At 69.8% G+C, this 17,036-nt stretch carries 17 protein-coding genes; 14 read left to right on the top strand and 3 right to left on the bottom strand.

From position 1 onward, the window contains the following. Window positions 1-48: 48 nt before the first annotated feature. From ubiU to AC6CR5_RS06140, 5 genes are all read left to right on the top strand, one after another. On the top strand, window positions 49-1,065 hold the full coding sequence (ubiU, locus tag AC6CR5_RS06160) for a ubiquinone anaerobic biosynthesis protein UbiU (protein ID WP_047990868.1): 1,017 nt from the start codon (window positions 49-51) through the stop codon (window positions 1,063-1,065). Continuing rightward, window positions 1,062-1,952, top strand: coding sequence for a U32 family peptidase (locus AC6CR5_RS06155; protein WP_047991615.1), 891 nt, complete (start codon window positions 1,062-1,064; stop codon window positions 1,950-1,952). The genes ubiU and AC6CR5_RS06155 overlap by 4 nt, the downstream gene beginning before the upstream one ends. Continuing rightward, entirely contained in the window at window positions 1,949-2,383 is a 435-nt protein-coding gene (gene ubiT / locus AC6CR5_RS06150) for a ubiquinone anaerobic biosynthesis accessory factor UbiT (protein WP_150100468.1), read from the top strand. Before AC6CR5_RS06155 ends, ubiT begins: the two co-directional genes overlap by 4 nt. Window positions 2,384-2,557: 174 nt before the next feature. Further along, window positions 2,558-3,853, top strand: a complete 1,296-nt coding sequence (locus AC6CR5_RS06145) for an O-acetylhomoserine aminocarboxypropyltransferase/cysteine synthase family protein (RefSeq protein ID WP_024068964.1) — start codon at window positions 2,558-2,560, stop codon at window positions 3,851-3,853. Window positions 3,854-3,858: 5 nt separating this feature from the next. After that, a complete protein-coding gene (locus AC6CR5_RS06140; RefSeq protein ID WP_020927832.1) occupies window positions 3,859-4,713 on the top strand; it encodes an alpha/beta fold hydrolase in 855 nt (284 codons plus the stop codon). 51 nt (window positions 4,714-4,764) lie between these two features. Here the strand turns inward: AC6CR5_RS06140 and AC6CR5_RS06135 are convergent, their stop codons facing one another. Further along, window positions 4,765-5,706 carry an AraC family transcriptional regulator gene (locus AC6CR5_RS06135; RefSeq protein ID WP_498085351.1) on the bottom strand — a complete coding sequence of 314 codons (942 nt, stop codon included), beginning with the start codon at window positions 5,704-5,706 and terminating at the stop codon, window positions 4,765-4,767. A gap of 203 nt (window positions 5,707-5,909) precedes the next feature. On the opposite strand from AC6CR5_RS06135, the gene AC6CR5_RS06130 reads away from it, so the two are divergent. The 5 genes from AC6CR5_RS06130 to AC6CR5_RS06110 are packed head-to-tail and all read left to right on the top strand — an operon-like array spanning window position 5,910 to window position 10,386. Next, a complete protein-coding gene (locus tag AC6CR5_RS06130) occupies window positions 5,910-6,467 on the top strand; it encodes a carboxymuconolactone decarboxylase family protein (protein WP_020927830.1) in 558 nt (185 codons plus the stop codon). Further along, window positions 6,464-7,576, top strand: a complete 1,113-nt coding sequence (locus AC6CR5_RS06125) for an acyl-CoA dehydrogenase family protein (RefSeq protein ID WP_054444768.1) — start codon at window positions 6,464-6,466, stop codon at window positions 7,574-7,576. Before AC6CR5_RS06130 ends, AC6CR5_RS06125 begins: the two co-directional genes overlap by 4 nt. Further along, entirely contained in the window at window positions 7,573-8,385 is an 813-nt protein-coding gene (locus AC6CR5_RS06120) for an ABC transporter ATP-binding protein (RefSeq protein ID WP_053499269.1), read from the top strand. Before AC6CR5_RS06125 ends, AC6CR5_RS06120 begins: the two co-directional genes overlap by 4 nt. Beyond that, window positions 8,375-9,565: an ABC transporter substrate-binding protein gene (locus AC6CR5_RS06115; RefSeq protein ID WP_047990864.1), complete on the top strand. Its 1,191-nt coding sequence runs from the start codon at window positions 8,375-8,377 to the stop codon at window positions 9,563-9,565. The genes AC6CR5_RS06120 and AC6CR5_RS06115 overlap by 11 nt, the downstream gene beginning before the upstream one ends. Then, complete coding sequence (locus AC6CR5_RS06110) at window positions 9,562-10,386, top strand: ABC transporter permease (protein ID WP_498085350.1); 825 nt, start codon at window positions 9,562-9,564, stop codon at window positions 10,384-10,386. Before AC6CR5_RS06115 ends, AC6CR5_RS06110 begins: the two co-directional genes overlap by 4 nt. Window positions 10,387-10,463: 77 nt before the next feature. Here the strand turns inward: AC6CR5_RS06110 and AC6CR5_RS06105 are convergent, their stop codons facing one another. Next, a complete protein-coding gene (locus AC6CR5_RS06105) occupies window positions 10,464-11,051 on the bottom strand; it encodes a surface-adhesin E family protein (protein WP_045953161.1) in 588 nt (195 codons plus the stop codon). A 168-nt stretch (window positions 11,052-11,219) separates the two neighbouring features. On the opposite strand from AC6CR5_RS06105, the gene AC6CR5_RS06100 reads away from it, so the two are divergent. Then, complete coding sequence (locus AC6CR5_RS06100; RefSeq protein ID WP_498085349.1) at window positions 11,220-12,593, top strand: hypothetical protein; 1,374 nt, start codon at window positions 11,220-11,222, stop codon at window positions 12,591-12,593. Here AC6CR5_RS06100 and AC6CR5_RS06095 read toward each other — a convergent pair. Further along, a complete protein-coding gene (locus tag AC6CR5_RS06095) occupies window positions 12,578-13,279 on the bottom strand; it encodes a GntR family transcriptional regulator (RefSeq protein ID WP_446650443.1) in 702 nt (233 codons plus the stop codon). The genes AC6CR5_RS06100 and AC6CR5_RS06095 overlap by 16 nt on opposite strands. A gap of 193 nt (window positions 13,280-13,472) precedes the next feature. On the opposite strand from AC6CR5_RS06095, the gene araD reads away from it, so the two are divergent. From araD to AC6CR5_RS06080, 3 genes are all read left to right on the top strand, one after another. Next, on the top strand, window positions 13,473-15,203 hold the full coding sequence (gene araD / locus AC6CR5_RS06090; protein ID WP_006385339.1) for an L-arabinonate dehydratase: 1,731 nt from the start codon (window positions 13,473-13,475) through the stop codon (window positions 15,201-15,203). A gap of 47 nt (window positions 15,204-15,250) precedes the next feature. Beyond that, window positions 15,251-15,961, top strand: a complete 711-nt coding sequence (locus tag AC6CR5_RS06085; protein WP_026383117.1) for a ribonuclease activity regulator RraA — start codon at window positions 15,251-15,253, stop codon at window positions 15,959-15,961. 64 nt (window positions 15,962-16,025) lie between these two features. Further along, window positions 16,026-17,015: a Bug family tripartite tricarboxylate transporter substrate binding protein gene (locus AC6CR5_RS06080; RefSeq protein ID WP_026383116.1), complete on the top strand. Its 990-nt coding sequence runs from the start codon at window positions 16,026-16,028 to the stop codon at window positions 17,013-17,015. Window positions 17,016-17,036 lie beyond the last annotated feature (21 nt).

Below are 17,036 nucleotides of genomic sequence, written 5' to 3'. Positions count from 1 at the left end.
TGATCTGCGACAAGGCCACCCGCCGCGCCGGCCCCTAGACTGGCCGGCATGCAAACCCGAACCTCCCCCCTGGAACTCGTGGCGCCGGCCGGCAGCCTGGCCGCGCTGAAGGCGGCGATCGAGGCAGGCGCAGACACCGTCTACCTGGGCCTGAAGAACGCCACCAACGCCCGCAACTTCGCCGGGCTCAATTTCACCGAAAACGACATCCGCGCCGGCGTCGAACTGGCGCACAGCCGGCAACGCAAGGTGCTGTTCGCCATCAACACCTTCGTGCAGGCCGGCCGCGGCCATGAATGGCGCGAGGCGGTCGATGCCGCGCACGGGCTGGGCGCGGATGCGGTCATCATGGCCGATGCCGGCCTGCTGGCGTATGCCCGCGACCGCTATCCCGACCTGCGCCTGCACCTGTCGGTGCAGGGCTCGGCCACCCACACCGACGCCATCGAACTGATGAAGGAACAGTTCGGCATCCAGCGGGTGGTGCTGCCGCGCGTGCTGACCCTGGCCGAGATCGCCCGTATCTGCGCCAACGTCAGCGTCGAGGTCGAGGTGTTCGGCTTCGGCAGCCTGTGCGTCATGGCCGAAGGGCGCTGCCTGTTGTCGTCGTACGCCACGGGCGATTCGCCCAACAACAAGGGCGTCTGTTCGCCCGCCAGCGCGGTGCGCTGGGTCGAGCAGGACGGCCGCCTGGATGCGCGCCTGAACGGCATCCTGATCGACCGCTATGGGCCTGGCGAGGCCGCCGCCTATCCGACGCTGTGCAAGGGGCGCTTCGAGGTCGACGGCCATGCCGACCATGCGCTGGAGGAACCGACCAGCCTGAACGCCATCGGCCTCTTGCCCAAACTGGCCGAGATGGGCGTGGCGGCGATCAAGATAGAAGGACGCCAGCGCAGCCCGGCCTACGTCACGCAGGTGGTGTCCACGCTGCGCGCCGCGCTCGACAGCGCGCACGCCGATCCCAACCGCTATTCCCCCCGTCCCGAATGGAACGCCATGCTGGCGCGCCATGCCGAGGGATCCCAAGTCACGCAAGGCGCATTCGAACGTCCATGGAAATGAAACCCAAGGCTTTCCGCATCTCGGTCGGACCGTTGCTGTACTACTGGCCGCGCCAGCGCACGCTGGCGTTCTACGCTGAACTGGCCGACAGTCCGGCCGATATCCTTTACGTCGGCGAAACCGTCTGTAGCCGGCGCCACGAATTGCGCGCCGACGACTGGCTCGACCTGGCGCGCGACCTCGCCGCGACCGGCAAGGAAGTGGTGTTGTCCGGCCGCACCCTGATCGAGACAGGCGCCGAGGCTTCGGCGCTGAGACGCCTGTGCGAGCAGCGGGATTTCATGGTCGAGGCCGGCGAGGCCGGCGCCATGCGCCACCTGGGCGGCCGGCCGTTCGTAGCCGGTCCGCACATGAACGCCTACCACGGCGGCACGCTGGAATGGCTGGCCGCGCGCGGCGCGACCCGCTTCGTGGCGCCGCTGGAAATGCACGTCAATGCGCTGGCGCGGCTGCTGGCCGAGCGGCCGGCCGGTTTGCAGGCCGAGATCATGGTGTGGGGCCGCATGGCGCTGGCGTTCTCGGCGCGCTGCTTCACCGCGCGCCACTTCCGGTTGAAGAAGGACGAGTGCGGGTTCCGCTGCATCGAGCATCCCGATGGCCTGGACATGCGCACGCGTGAATCGCGTGAGTTCCTGGCGATCAACGGCATCCAGGTGCAGTCGGCCGCCTGCCTCGACCTGCTGGACCAGGCCGCGTACCTGGCCGACATGGGCGCCGACGTGCTGCGCGTCAGCCCGCAGTCGGCCGGCACGCTCGAAGCCATCGCGGCGCTGGACGCCGCGCGCGGCGGCCGCGCGCCGGAAACGGTGCAGCCGCCGGCCGGCATCGGCCGCTGCAATGGCTATTTCCATGGCCAGTCGGGGATCGCCTGGCAGGAGGGGCTATGAGCGACAGCCGATTCGCCGTGCCGGGTCTGGTCGCGCGCCTGGGGCGGCGGTTGCCCGCGCCGCTGGTGTCGCTGCACTTCGTCGCCGGGCTGGAGTTGGCGCGGCGCCTGAACTGGCTCAGCCCGCCACCGGAACTGGAGGGCCGTAGCTTCGCCATCACCATCGAGGACCTGGGCCTGTGCAGCCGCTTCACCGTGCGCGGCGGCGTCTTTCGACCAATGTGGAATCGCGAGGCCTGCGAACTGGAGCTGGGCGCGGGCGTGGCGGAACTGCTGGCCCTGATGCGCGGCGAGACTGATGCGGACACCTTGTTCTTCCAGCGTCGGCTGCGTATCTCCGGCGACACCGAACTGGGGTTGATCGTCAAGAACTGGCTGGATGCGGCGCCGCGTCCGGCGTGGCTGGAACGGCTGGGCGCGCGCGGGCACTAGGCCGTGTCGTCATATGGTTATAAGGACTTGGTTATTTCAAAATTCGCGTCATATACCTAGAATTGCCCAGGACTGATCCACATGATCGAAAAAGGTGCGCATGCCCGCCAGACGCCGCGCGCGGGCCCGCCATCTGGCTCGACCATCGACAACCTGCGTTCCAGGGAAAACCACATGACCGAACCGAAGAAGCCCGAGTGGCGGCTGGAAACCATTGCCGTGCATGGCGGCTACAAGCCCGACCCGACCACGCGCGCCGTGGCCGTGCCGATCTACCAGACCGTGGCCTACGCCTTTGACGACACCCAGCACGGCGCCGACCTGTTCGACCTGAAAGTGGCGGGCAACATCTACACCCGCATCATGAACCCGACCACCGACGTGCTGGAACAGCGCGTGGCGGCGCTGGAAGGCGGCATCGCCGCGCTGGCGCTGGCTTCGGGCCAGGCCGCGGTGACCTACGCCATCCTGACGATTGCCGAGGCGGGCGACAACATCGTCTCGTCCAGCACGCTGTACGGCGGCACCTACAACCTGTTCGCCCACACTCTGCCGCAATACGGTATCACCACGCGTTTCGCCAACCCGAGCGACCTGGCCGCCTTCGAGGCGCAGATCGACGAGCGCACCAAGGCCATCTTCGCCGAGTCGGTCGGCAACCCGCTGGGCAACATCACCGACATCGCCGCGCTGGCCGAGCTGGCCCACCGCCACGGCCTGCCGCTGATCGTCGACAACACCGTGCCCTCGCCGTACCTGCTGCGCCCGATCGAGCACGGCGCCGACATCGTGGTGCAGTCGCTGACCAAGTACCTGGGCGGCCACGGCACCAGCCTGGGCGGCGCCATCATCGACTCGGGCAAGTTTCCCTGGGCCGAGCACAAGGCCCGCTTCAAGCGCCTGAACGAGCCCGACGTCAGCTACCACGGCGTGGTCTACACCGAAGCCTTCGGCCCGGCCGCCTACATCGGCCGCGCCCGCGTGGTGCCGCTGCGCAACACCGGCGCGGCGATCTCGCCGTTCAATGCATTCCAGATCCTGCAAGGCATCGAGACGCTGGCGCTGCGGGTGGACCGCATCGTCGAGAATGCGGTCAAGGTGGCCGGCTACCTGCGCGAGCATCCCAAGGTCGAGTGGGTCAACTACGCCGGCCTGCCGGACCACCCGGATCACGCCCTGGTGCGCAAGTACCTGGGCGGCAAGGCGCCCGGCCTGTTCACCTTCGGCGTGAAGGGCGGCCGCGAAGCCGGCGCGCGCTTCCAGGATGCGCTGCAACTGTTCACGCGACTGGTCAACATCGGCGATGCCAAGTCGCTGGCCACGCATCCGGCGTCCACCACCCATCGCCAGCTCAATCCCGAAGAGCTGCAGAAGGCGGGCGTGCGCGAGGAAACGGTGCGCCTGTCGATCGGCATCGAGCATATCGACGATCTGCTGGCCGACCTGGACCAGGCCCTGGCACAGGTGTAAGCGGCATGAGCATGATTTCCCGCAGGACCTTGTTGCAACTGGCGGCGGGGCTGCCCGCCCTGGCGGCTGCGCCGGCCGGCGTGGCGCGGCCCGCCTCGGAATCCGCAGCCCAAGTTACAGCCCAACCCGCGTCCGGCCGCGCCAAGACCTACGTGCTGGCGCACGGCTCGTGGCACGGCGGCTGGTGCTGGCGTCCGGTGGCCGAGCGGCTGCGCGCGGCCGGCCATCGCGTCCACGCGCCCAGCTTCACCGGCATGGGCGACCGCGCCCACCTGCTGCACAAGGGCATCACCATCGACACCTTCGTCGAGGACCTGGTGCAGGTGATCGAGAGCGAAGAACTGAACGACGTGATCCTGGTGGGCCACAGCTTCGGCGGCATCCCGATCTCGGGCGTGGCCGACCGCATTCCCGAAAGACTGGCGCACCTCGTGTACTTCGATTCGATCGTGCTGCAAAGCGGCCAGAACGCGTTTTCGGTGTACCCGAAGGCCGAGGCCGACGCGCGCATCGCCGCGGCTTCCAAGGCCACCAACGGCCTGGCCGTGCCGATTCCCGAGCCCTTGCCGGCGGCCTGGGGATTCAAGCCCGGCAGCGCCGACGAGGCCTGGGTCAAGCGTCGCCTGACGCGGCATCCGCTGGCCAGCTACACCACGCCGCTCACCCTCCGGCATCCCGTGGGCAACGGCCGCCCGCGCACCTACATCCATTGCACCCAGCCGGAACTGGAAGTGCTGGAGGCCTCGCGCCAATGGGTGAAGTCGCAATCGGGCTGGAACTGGGTCGACATCGCCGCGCCGCACGAGGCGCACATCACCCACCCGCAGTTGCTGGCGGAACTGTTGCTGGGGCTGTCGTAAGGCGCCGCGAGCCGGGACGCGAGGGGTCGCAAGGCAGGGGCGCGGCGGCCTTCAGCCGGGCGCGCCCGGCAAAGGCGAGCCCTTGCGCCAGGCCGAAGGCGCCACGCCCTCGGTGCGCTGGAACACGCGGCTGAAGGCGGCTTGCGAGCGGTAGCCGACCTGTTCGGCGGCCTCGGCGATGGCCAGGCCTTGCGCGAGCAGGCGCCGCGCCACGCGCATGCGCAGCAGTTGCAGCAGTTGCGCGGGCGTGGTGCCGCTTTGCAGCGTGAAGCGGCGATGGAAGGTGGCCTTGGACATGTGCACGTGGCGTGCCATGTCGTCCATGCTCCAGGGGTCCGCCGGCCGCGCCAGGATCGCCTGCAGCAGGCCCGCCATGGCCGGGTCGCGCGCCAGCACGAACAGGCCGTGGGCCTGGCGGTCGTGGATCGCCAGGTGGCGTAGCATGAAAAAGACCAGCATGTCGGTGAGCCGTTCCAGCACCACCGTCGAGGCGCCGCCGTCGCGCCGGGTTTCGCCCAGGATCAGGTCGAACACGCCGCGCGCGCTGGCGTAGCGGGCATCGTCGGCGCGCAGCACCAGCACGTCGGGCAGCGTATCGGCCAGCAGATCGGCCAGGCCGGGGCGGAACTGGAAGAAGCCGCAGGCCAGCCCGGTGCCGTCGGGCTGGCGCGGCAGGAGCGGCCGCATCTCGCGACACACCGGCGCGACCGATCCGGGCGGATCCAGCGGCGTCAGCGCGTGCGGCAGGTCGCGCAGGAAGAACACGCCGTCGCCGGCCGCCAGCGTCAGCGGCGCCTGGCCCGGCCCCAGGTCGACGCGGCAACGGCCGTGCAGGATCAGGTGGAAACTGGCGCGGGCCCGGCCGCTGGTGCTGGCCGACCAATTGCCGCAGTACTGCCCCAGGTGATACAAGCTGGACTGCACCTCCAGGCTCGACAGCAGCAGGGCGTCGACGGCGGCTTGATCGGCGTTCGGGGCGGGCGAGGGCGGCATGGCAAGGGCAGGCGAGTGGCGGCCGCGCTGGTATGGCGGAACGACCGGATCAGTTTGGCGCGATGATGGCGATCGCGCCTGGTTATAAGCGCATAGCTGAAAGTCGATAGGATCGAGCATCAGCTTGCGATCCCCGTGCATTGTCGCGCGGGGCGGGGCGCCCGCACAATCGAGTTTTCGTTGACAGTCTTCTGGAGACCTTCATGGCCCGTCTGCCCGTCCATACCGCGCAAAGCGCCCCCGAACCCACCCGCGCCGCGCTGGCCGCCGCCGAACAGGGCGCGGGCTACCTGTCCAACCTGCTGGGCGTGCTGGCCAACGCGCCGGTGGCGCTGGAAGCCTACCAGACGCTGTCGCAGATCAACGCGCGCGCCGGGCTGACACTGCAGGAACGCGAGGTGGTGCAACTGGTGGCGGGTACCCGCCACGGCTGCACCTTCTGCGTGGCCGGCCACACCGCGCTGGCGCGCAACAAGGCCAAGCTTTCGCCCGAAGTGGTGGAGGCGCTGCGCGCGCAGGGCACGCTGCCCGATGCCCGCCTGCAGGCGCTGGCCGCGTTCACCGAAGCCGTGATCCGTACCCGCGGCCGCGTCAGCGACGCCGAGCTGCAAGCCTTGCGCGAGGCCGGCTACAGCGACGGCAACGCGCTCGAAGTGATCGTCGGCGTGGGGTTGGCGACCATCTGCAATTTCGGCAACAACCTGGCGCAGACGCCGCTGAACGAGCAGTTGGGCGCCTACGCCTGGAGCGGCGCGCAATGACGGCGCGGCAACCGGACCCGCGCCTGTCGCCCGGGCTGGCCGCCTGGCTCGACGCCCATGCCGGCGCGCTGGACGACGGCAGCCATGACGCCGCCGAGGTCCTGCCGCGATTGGCCGACGCGGGCGTGTTCCGCCTGGGCGTGCCGGCCGAGCAGGGCGGCGCGCCGGGCACCGATATCGGCGACGCCATCGAGGCAGTGTCGCAGGTGGCCGAGCATTCCGTGGCCGCGGCCTTCGTGGCCTGGGGCCAGCGCGTTTTCATCGAATACCTGCTGCGCAGCCCCAACGCGGCCTTGTCGCGGGCGTGGCTGGCGCCATTGCTGGCGGGCGAAACGGCCGGCGCCACGGCGCTGTCGAACGCCATGAAGTTCCTCAGCGGCATCGAATCGCTGCAGATCGGCGCGCGCCAGGACGGCACGGATTGGCGGCTGGACGGCCGCATGCCGTGGGTGACCAACCTGCGCAAGCAGGGCTTCCTGGTGGCCGCGGCCGTCTCGTCGCCGGACGGCACGCCGGCGGTGGTGGCCTTGCCGCACGACATCGACGGACTGACGCGCAGCGCCGACCTGAACCTGCTGGCCCTGCAGTCCAGCAACACGGCGGCGCTGGACGTGCGCGATGTACGCATCGGGCCCGAATGGCTGATCCATCCGGACGCGCGCCAGTATCTGCCTCGAGCGCGGCCGGCCTTCGCCGGGCTGCAATGCGGCCTGTCCATCGGCCTGGCGCGGCGCGCCTTGCGCGCGGCTGGCGAGGCCGGGCAGGGCCAGGCCTCGCGCGGCATCCTCGCCGAACCCCTGCAGGCGCTGGCGCGGCAGCTCGACGAAGTGACCGCGCGCCTGGTGGCCGGCGTGCGCAGCGAACGTTTCGTGGCCGAACCGTGGCTGCTGTTCGAGAGCCGCATCGCCCTGGCCGAGATCGCCAGCCAGGCAGTGCAGCTGGAACTGCAGGCCAGCGGCGGCGCGGCCTACCTGAGACCGGCTGGCGACGGTTTTGCGCGCCGCTGGCGCGAGGCGGCCTTCCTGCCCATCGTCACCCCCAGCCTGGTGCAGCTCAAGACCGAGCTGGCCAAGCGCCAGGCCCGGCTCGCGGCCGAGGGCGCCGCATGAGCGCGCCGCCGCGCCCCGTGTTGCAGGCCAGCGCGCTGGCGCTGCGCTACCCCGGCGCGCCCACCGCCGTGTTCCAGGACGTGGACCTGGCGCTGGATCGGGGCGAGGTGGTGGCGGTGCTGGGCGCCAGCGGCGCCGGCAAGTCCAGCCTGTTGCGGGTGCTGGCCGGCCTGCAACCGGCCAGCGCCGGCACGCTGTTGATGGAGGGCGCGCCGTTGACCGGCGTGCATCCGCGCGTGGCGGTGGCGTTCCAGGACCCCAGCCTGTTGCCGTGGCTGTCGCTGGAGCGCAATGTCGCGTTCGGCCTGGATTTCGTCCACCAGCCCGTGCTGGACGCGGCCGAACGGCGCCTGCGGATCGACCAGGCCATCGACGAGGTCGGCCTGTCGCATGCGCGCCACCTGCGGCCGGCGCAACTGTCCGGCGGCATGGCGCAGCGCACCGCGCTGGCGCGCTGCCTGGCGCGCCAGCCGGCGGTGCTGCTGCTGGACGAACCCTTCGGCGCGCTCGACGAGGTCACGCGCGGCGATATGCAGGCGCTGCTGCGCAAGGTGGTGGCCGACTTCCATACCGCCGCCGTCCTCATCACCCACGATATCGACGAAGCGCTGCTGCTGGCCGACCGCATCGTGCTGCTGGGCGGCGCGCCCGGACGCATCCTGGGCGTGTGGTCGGTGGACCTGCCGCAGCCGCGCGCCGATCTCTTGTCTGAAATGGGCGCGCTGCGCCTGGAAATCCTGACCCGCCTGCGCGATGCGCTGCGGGTTGCACGCGGCCAAGCCGCCAAGGAGTCTATCGATGTGCCTTGAACACATGTCGCGTCGCGACTGGTTGAAACTCTCGGCCCTGCTGACGGTGGGCGGCGCCGCGCCGCTGCTGTCGGCGTTCAACGCGCGGGCGCAGAGCGAGCCCGACGCCCCGGTGCGCATCGGCTACCTGCCGATCACCGACGCGGCGCCATTGCTGGTGGCGCATAACAACGGCCTGTTCGACAAGGCCGGGGTGAAGGCCGAAAAGCCGACGCTGCTGCGCAGTTGGGCGCAGGTGATCGAGGCGTTCATTTCGGGGCAGGTCAACGTGGTGCACCTGTTGTCGCCGATGACGGTGTGGGCGCGCTTCGGCAGCCAGGTGCCGGCCAAAGTGGTGGCCTGGAACCACGTCGGCGGCTCGGGCCTGACGGTGGCGCCGGCCATCAACGACGTCAAGCAGCTGGGCGGCAAGACCGTGGCGATCCCGTTCTGGTATTCCATCCACAACGTGGTGCTGCAATACCTGCTGCGCGAGAACGGCCTGGAGCCCGTGTCGCGCAAGGACGGCGCGCCAGCCGCCAACGAAGTCAACCTGGTGGTGATGGCGCCGGCCGACATGCCGCCGGCGCTGGCGCAGAACCGCATCGCCGGCTACATCGTGGCCGAACCCTTCAATGCCGTGGCCGAGACGCTGGGCGTGGGCAAGGTGCTGCGCTTTACCGGCGACGTCTGGCGCAACCACGCCTGCTGCGTGGTGTTCATGCACGAGCGCGACCTGCAGCAGCGCCCCGAGTGGTCGCAAAAGGTGGTCGACGCCATCGTCCAGGCGCAGCTGTGGATCCGCGACAACCGCGAAGAGACCGCCAGGCTGCTGTCCAAGGAAGGCATCAACCGCTACACCCCGCACGGCCTGCCGGCCTTGAGCAAGGTACTGGCGCCGCCGCCGTCCGACCGCGAGCAATACCTGGCCAGCGGCGCGATCCGCCACGCCGACTGGGATGAGCGCCGCATCGACTTCCAGCCATACCCGTTCCCCAGCTATACCGAGGAACTGGTGCGGCGCCTGCGCGGCACCGTGATCGAGGCCGATCGCGGCTTTCTGGCGAACCTGGATCCGGCGCGGGCGGCCGCCGAGCTGGTCGACGACCGCTACGTCAGGCGCGCCATCGAGGCGGCGGGCGGGTTGGGACGCTTCGGCTTTCCCGAGTCGTACAGCCGGGCCGAGATGGTGCGGGCGTGACGGCGCGCCAGTCGCTGGCCGCGGGCGGCGCGCAGCCCGTCGCCGTGCCTGCGCGCTCCCGCGCGCGGCGCGACGGCCCGGCCGCGCGCGCCGTGCTTGGGTTGGCCGGCCTGGCGGCGCTGCTGGCGCTGTGGTGGCTGGGCACCGAGGTACTGGCGCCCTCCGGCGGCATGGCGCGGCGCTTTGCGCCCGCCGCCACCTTCGCCAGCCTGTGGCGACTGCTGACCGGCTCGGACCTGCCGTTGCACGTGCTGGTGAGCCTGCGGCGCGTGGCCGTGGGCCTGGGGCTGGCGCTGGCCATCGGCGTGCCGCTCGGGCTGGCCATCGGCAGCTACCGGCGCCTGGAGGCGGCGTTGTCGCCGGCCATGCAGTTCCTGCGCATGATCTCGCCGCTGTCGTGGATGCCGATAGCGGTGATGGTGTTCGGCGTGGGCGACGACCCGGTGTATTTCCTGCTGGCCTTTGCCGCGGTGTGGCCCATCGTGCTGAATACGGCCGCAGGCGTGCAGCAGCTGGACGCGCGCTGGCTGCAGCTGGCGCAAAGCATGGCCGCGACCCGCTGGGAAACCCTGCGTCACGTGATCCTGCCTGGCGTCCTGGGCCACATCCTGACCGGGGTGCGGCTGGCCATCGGCATCCTCTGGATCGTGCTGGTGCCGTGCGAAATGCTGGGCGTATCGGCGGGGATGGGCTATTTCATCCTGGACACGCGCGACAGGCTGGCCTATTCGGAACTGATGGCCATGGTGCTGCTGATCGGGGCGCTCGGTTTCGCGCTGGACGCCGCGGCGCGCGCGCTCTACCGCTATTGGCGCGGCTAGGCCCTGTCCGTGCGACAGGCGCCTCGCATGGACATCCGGATGCGTGGCCGGGACGCGCGGCGCGGTCGCGGCAGGCCTTAGTCCTTGCCCGCCGCCGTGCCCTGGGGCGGCGCGCGGCGGCCGTCGGCCGGGCAGATCACGGTGCGCAGCGAGCGTTGCACCGGGTCGCGCACCACCGGCGCGCTCGACATGCCGGCCACGGGCAGCGATTCCACCAGGCTGCCGGTGGCGTTGGGGCCGGCGTAATGCTGGGTCTCGGTGACGGTGTAGGTATTGTTGCTGCAGTTCATGATCACGGCCTGCGTTACCGAGCCGTAGGGCTGGCCATTGGTTTCGGAGACCCGTGGCTGGGCGTAGAACCAGGCCACCGTGGCCAGCATCACCACCGGCCGTTCGGACAGCTGCGTGATGGAGGCGCCGTCATAGAACACCCCCGGCATGCTTTGCGGGGCCAGCGGCTGCCAGTCCGAGCCAGGGCTTGGCGCCAGACCGGTATTGTCCGCCTCGCGCGGCACGCTGGCGCCCGCGCAGGCGTCGGCCTGCGCTGCTTTGCCGCCACGCTGCGCCGCGGCGCAGGCGTCCGCCGCCGTGGCGGCCGGCTCGGCCCAGGCCGATCCCGCCAGCATGGCCAGGATCAGTGTGTGTAGCGCTTGCCTTGCTGTCATGAGGGCGTTTCCCGAGCGGCGTCCGTGTGAGTGGCCCCAGTATAGAGAAAGATCCGGCCACAGCCCGAGCGCGGCGCGGTGTGCGGCGCGGAGGTATAGTCTCGTCCGTCCGGATGGCGCTCATGGCGACGTCTGGCGCTGTCCCGCATCGCAGGAGTGACGAGCACGATGAATATCAGGGGGTTCGCGGGTGTGGCCGCGATCGCCGCGACCGGCCTGTTGGCCTACGGCCTGCACCAGCTGGTGCCGGAAGGCCAGCCGTTGACACGCAGCGAGGTCATTGGCGAACTCGACGGCCCGCCGCTGGCCGGCTATTCGCGCACGCGCCTGTACCGCTATGGCGATCGCCAGTACCTGACCGGTCAATTGATCTCGGGCGAGCGCGACCTGGCCGGGTTGGGCCGCGCGCCGGTGCTGGACGCGCTACTTCCGGCCGTGGCCGAGCGCCATGAACCCCGGCGCGCGTCGGCGCAGGGGACCGCGCCGGCATTGGCCGCCGGGCGGGCCGACCTGGCGCTGGATCTGTTGCGCGCCGGCGCGGCCTCGCGCGAGGTCCGCAACCTGGTCTATGGCGGCCGCGACAACGGCCGCTACGCGCTGCTGGGTTCGATTGCCGGCGACACCGGCGTGACGCTCATCGGCACGCCGGGCCAGACTCTGTATCTGGTGACCAGCACCTTGCGCCGTCCGGGCGACGGCGACCAACCGGCCGCGCGGGACGTCCTGCGTTCCGACGACCAGGGCGCCACATGGCGCTACGATCCGGAGGTCGCGCTGGGCGCGCCGCAACGGCACACCATGTTCCTGAGCGAGGCGCGCGCCGTGGCGCTGGAGGACGGCGCGGATGGCGAGCGCCTGCTGGTGAGCGAAGACGGCGCCCGGCGCTGGTCGGCGCTGCGGTTGCGCGAACAGGTCTGGCCCGATGCCGGCAGCTACGCCAAGGCCTTTCATGAGCAGGCGGGCGCGGGCGAGCAACTGGCCTACGGCTGGTCGCTGTACCCGGCGGCGGCCGACCGCGCGGTGGGCTGGAGCTGGCGCGAAGGCGTCACCGCCGACGGCGGCGCGCGGCGCATCGAGACGCGGCGCTTCGAGGTGCGGTTCCAGAGCGGCGCGTCGCCGGCATTCCGCATCACCCATGACGTGGCGCCGGTGCCGGCGCAGGACCCGCTATCGCGCCCGGTGCTGGGCCAGCCGGTGTATGCCACCCATGGCAACCGCATCTTTCGCTTGGAGCCGGACCAGGGCAACTGGCACGAACTGGCCGCCACACCCGACGTGCGGGGCCGGCCCACCTGGATCGGGCAGGCCTGGTTCGGCCGCAACGGCTGGGTGATCCAGACCTACGCCGACCACCTGTTTTCGTTTGGCGAATACACCCGCACGTATTTCCACACCCGCGACCAGGGGCGCAGTTGGCGGCCGTTCCAGCTGTCGCCCGACCAGGAGCGCGGGCTGCTCGGCCTGGACGCGGCGGGCGAGGGCCTGCTGGTGCATGCCGATCGAGACGGCAGGACCCTCATCGTGCGTTATGCGTTGGAGTAGGGCGCCAGCACGTAGTCCGGATAGCGCTTGCAGATCTCGGCCACCTGGCTGAGGGTGCCCGACAGGTGCTCGCGCAGCGCCTGCTGCGCCCGCGGCGCGTCGCCGGCGGCGATGGCGTCCAGCACCCGCTGGTGGTCGTCCATGATGCGTTCGGCCTTGCCGGCTTCCGGCAGGTGCAGGCGGCGCAGGCGGTCGACGTGGCCGCTGTAGCGCTGCTCCATGTCCCACAGCGCCGTGACGCCGGCGGCTGTGTGCATGTCACGATGGAAGGCCTGGTCGGCTTCCATGAACTGCTGGTATTGGCCGGCGGCGTGGCAGACGCGCTGGCGGTCGATGCTGGCCTGCAGACGCTGGATCAACAGGGGATCGGGCTTCTGCGCCAGGAGGTGCACGATTTCCAGTTCGATCGAACGCCGCAGGAAATGCGCCTGACGCGCCGCGGCGATGTCGATGCGGCTGACCACGGTGGTGTGCTGCGGATAGATCTCGACCAGCGCTTCCTCGGCCAGCTTCATGAGCGCATCGCGGATCGGCGTCTGGCTCAGGCCATAGGCCTCGGCCAGCGTCACGCGCGACAACGGCGCGCCCGGCGCCAGCGCCAGCGACATGATCTGTTCGCGCAGATGTTCGAAGACCTGGGGCGCGGCGTGCCGCGAGCGGTCCAGTCTGAGCTTGGGGCTGGGCATCGGAGCGGCATCCGGGAAATTTACGGAAGGTCGGTCGGAAGCGTCGGTCGTCAAGGTCGATCGTAAGGGGCAATCGTGGAAGCGGAGTGTAGCGGGTTTTCACCTAGCTGACGCACTAATGTATTAGTGTTTAAATGGTCCGGTCAACGATTTCTTCTCTTTCTCTTTTCGCATCCCTGGACCGCACTTGCCTATGAAACGCACCTACGAAAGCCTGCGCAGCGCCGCCTGGATGGCCAAGGACGACCTGCGCTCGTTTGGCCACCGCTCGCGCATGATGCAGATGGGCTATGGCCCCGACGACTGGGCCGGCCGCCCCATCATCGCCATCATCAATACGTGGTCCGACCTGAACCCCTGCCACAGCCACTTCAAGCAGCGGGTCGAGGACGTCAAGCGCGGCGTGTTCCAGGCCGGCGGCTTTCCGGTGGAACTGCCCGCCATCTCGGTGTCGGAATCGTTCGTCAAGCCCACCACCATGCTGTACCGGAACATGCTGGCGATGGAGGCCGAGGAACTGCTGCGCAGCCACCCGGTGGACGGCGCGGTGCTGCTGGGCGGCTGCGACAAGACCACGCCGGGCCTCTTGATGGGCGCCATCAGCGCCGGGCTGCCCTGTGTCTACGTGCCCGCCGGCCCGATGCTGCGCGGCAACTGGAAGGGCAAGATCCTCGGCTCCGGTTCGGATGCCTGGAAGCTGTGGGACGAGCGCCGCGCCGGCAAGATCACGCAGGAACAATGGACCGAAGTCGAAGGCGGCATCGCCCGCAGCTACGGCACCTGCATGACCATGGGCACGGCCAGCACCATGACCGCCATCGCCGAGGCCATCGGCATGACGCTGCCGGGGGCCTCGTCGATCCCGGCGGCCGACGTCAACCACATGCGCATGTCGGCCGAATGCGGCCGCCGCGTGGTCGAGATGGTGTGGGACGACCTGACGCCGCAGCGCATCCTGACGCTGGCCTCGTTCAAGAACGCCATCAACGTGGCCATGGCCATGGGCTGCTCCACCAACGCCATCATCCACCTGGTGGCCATGTCGCGCCGCGCCGGCCATCCGGTGGGCCTGGACGACTTCGACGCCGCCAGCCGCAAGGTGCCGGTCATCGCCAACATCCGGCCCAGCGGCGACAAGTACCTGATGGAAGACTTCTTCTACGCCGGCGGCCTGCCGGCGCTGATGTCGCGCCTGGAAGGCCACCTGGACCTGTCGGCCATGACCGTCACCGGCAAGACGCTGGGCGAGAACATCGCCGGCGCCGAGGTCTACAACGACGATGTCATCCGCAAGCTCGACACCGCCATCTACGACGAGGGCGCGCTGGCGGTCCTGCGCGGCAACATCGCGCCGGACGGCTGCGTCATCAAGCCCAGCGCCTGCGCCCCGCAGTACCTGCGACACACCGGCCCGGCGCTGGTGTTCGACGACTATCCCAGCATGAAGGCCGCGGTCGACGACGAGAACCTGGACGTCACCGCCGACCACATCATGATCCTGCGCAACGCCGGCCCGCAGGGCGGACCCGGCATGCCGGAGTGGGGCATGCTGCCGATCCCCACCAAGCTGGTCAAGCAGGGCGTGCGCGACATGCTGCGCCTGTCCGACGCCCGCATGAGCGGCACCAGCTACGGCGCCTGCATCCTGCACGCCGCGCCCGAAGCCTACATCGGCGGCCCGCTGGCGCTGGTCAAGACCGGCGACCTGATCACCGTCGACGTGCCGGCCCGCAGCATCCACCTGAACGTCAGCGACGAGGAACTGGCCGCGCGCCGCGCCGCCTGGACGCCGCCGCCCAAGCGCTACGAGCGCGGCTACGGCTGGATGTACTCGCAACACATCCTGCAGGCCGACGAGGGCTGCGACTTCGACTTCCTCGAGACCAGCTTCGGCGCGCCCGTGCCGGAACCGGAAATCTTCTGAACCCGCCATCCCCTGAATCGCTTTCCCTGGAGTTTTCCGTGTCAGACATGAATCCCGCCACCCGCGCCAAGCTGGCCGGCATCAGCACCGCCACGCTGTGCACCGCCTTGTTCAAGCGCGGCCTGCGCAACCAGTTCATCCAGGACGTGCGGCCGCTGAACGCGACGCTGCCCAACATGGTCGGCCCGGCCTTCACGCTGCGCTACATCCCGGCGCGCGAGGACCTGAACACCATCAAGGTGTTCGAGGACCGCGCCCATCCGCAGCGCGCCGCGGTCGAGACCTGCCCGCCGGGCGCGGTGCTGGTGATGGACAGCCGCAAGGACCCGCGCGCGGCCTCGGCCGGCTCGATCCTGGTGACCCGCCTGATGAAGCGCGGCGTGGCCGGCGTGGTCACCGACGGCGGTTTTCGCGACTCGCCCGAGATCGCCGAGCTCGGATTTCCCGCGTACCACAACCGGCCGTCCGCGCCGACCAACCTGACGCTGCACCAGGCGCTGGATATCAATGCGCCCATCGGCTGCGGCGATGTGGCCGTGTTTCCCGGCGACATCGTGGTGGGCGACCGCGAGGGCGTGGTGGTGATCCCCGCGCACCTGGCCGACGAGATCGCGGACGAAGCGGTGGAAATGACCGCGTTCGAGGACTTCGTCACCAGCCAGGTGCAGGCCGGCGCGTCGATCCTGGGCCTGTATCCGCCCACCGACCCGGCCACCAAGGACAAGTTCGCCGCCTGGCGCAAAGAACAGGGCCGTTGAGCCCTGGCGCCGGCCGTCCGGCCGGCGACCCATGCCTATAAAACACAGAGGGCAGGAGACAAGCATGAACAAGCAACGTCGCAGCGCGCTGGCCGCGCTGCTGGCAGGACCGCTGCTGGGCGCGTGGGCGCTGCCGGCTGCGGCCGCCGAGTGGCCGGCGCAGAAGCCGATTTCCTACGTGGTGCCGTTCACCGTGGGCGGCTCCACCGACGTGGTCGGCCGCGTGCTGGCGCAGAAGCTGGGCGACCGGCTGCACCAGAACGTCATCGTCGAGAACAAGCCGGGCGCCGCTGGCGGCATCGGCGCCACCTACGTGGCCAAGGCCGCGCCCGACGGCTACACGCTGTTCGGCGGCACCATCAGCACCCACGCCATCAACGCCAGCCTCTACAAGAACCTGAAGTACGACCCGGTCAAGGACTTCGAGCCGGTCTCGCTGATCGCCTACCTGCCCAACGTGCTGCTGGTCGACCCGAACCTGGGCGTGAACTCGGTGGCCGACCTGATCGCGCTGCTCAAGAAAGACCCGTCCAAGCGCACCTTCGCCTCGTCCGGCGCCGGCACCTCCACCCACCTGGCCGGCGAATTGTTTTCCAGCATGATCGGCGTGCCGCTCACGCACGTGCCCTACAAGGGCACGCCGCCCGCCATGGTCGACGTGTCCTCGGGCGCGGTGACGTTCATGTTCGACCAGATGACCGCCGCCTTGCCGCTCTTGCAGACCGGCAAGCTCAAGCTGCTGGCCGTCACCACCAAGGACCGCATCTCGCTGGCCCCGGACGTGCCGACCATGCAGGAGGCCGGCGTGCCCGGCTTCCAGATGGCCTCGTGGCAGGCGGTGTATGCGCCCAAGGGCACGCCCAAGCCGATCCTCGACAAGCTCGCCGCCGAGATCGCCGTGATCGTGAAGGAACCCGACGTGCAGGAAAAGCTCGGCAAGACCATGGGCATGGAACTGGTCGGCAGCACGCCCGAGGAACTGCGCGCCCTGATGGCCACGGAGATTCCGCGCTGGGCGGAGGTGGTGAAGAAATCAGGGGCGACGGTGGAGTGATGGCTGCCAATGGGCGCAAGC

The sequence above is a fragment of the Achromobacter sp. EG18 genome, assembly GCF_059759395.1.
Note: the sequence above shows the minus strand (reverse complement) of the source record. Positions and strands in the feature narration are given on the sequence as shown.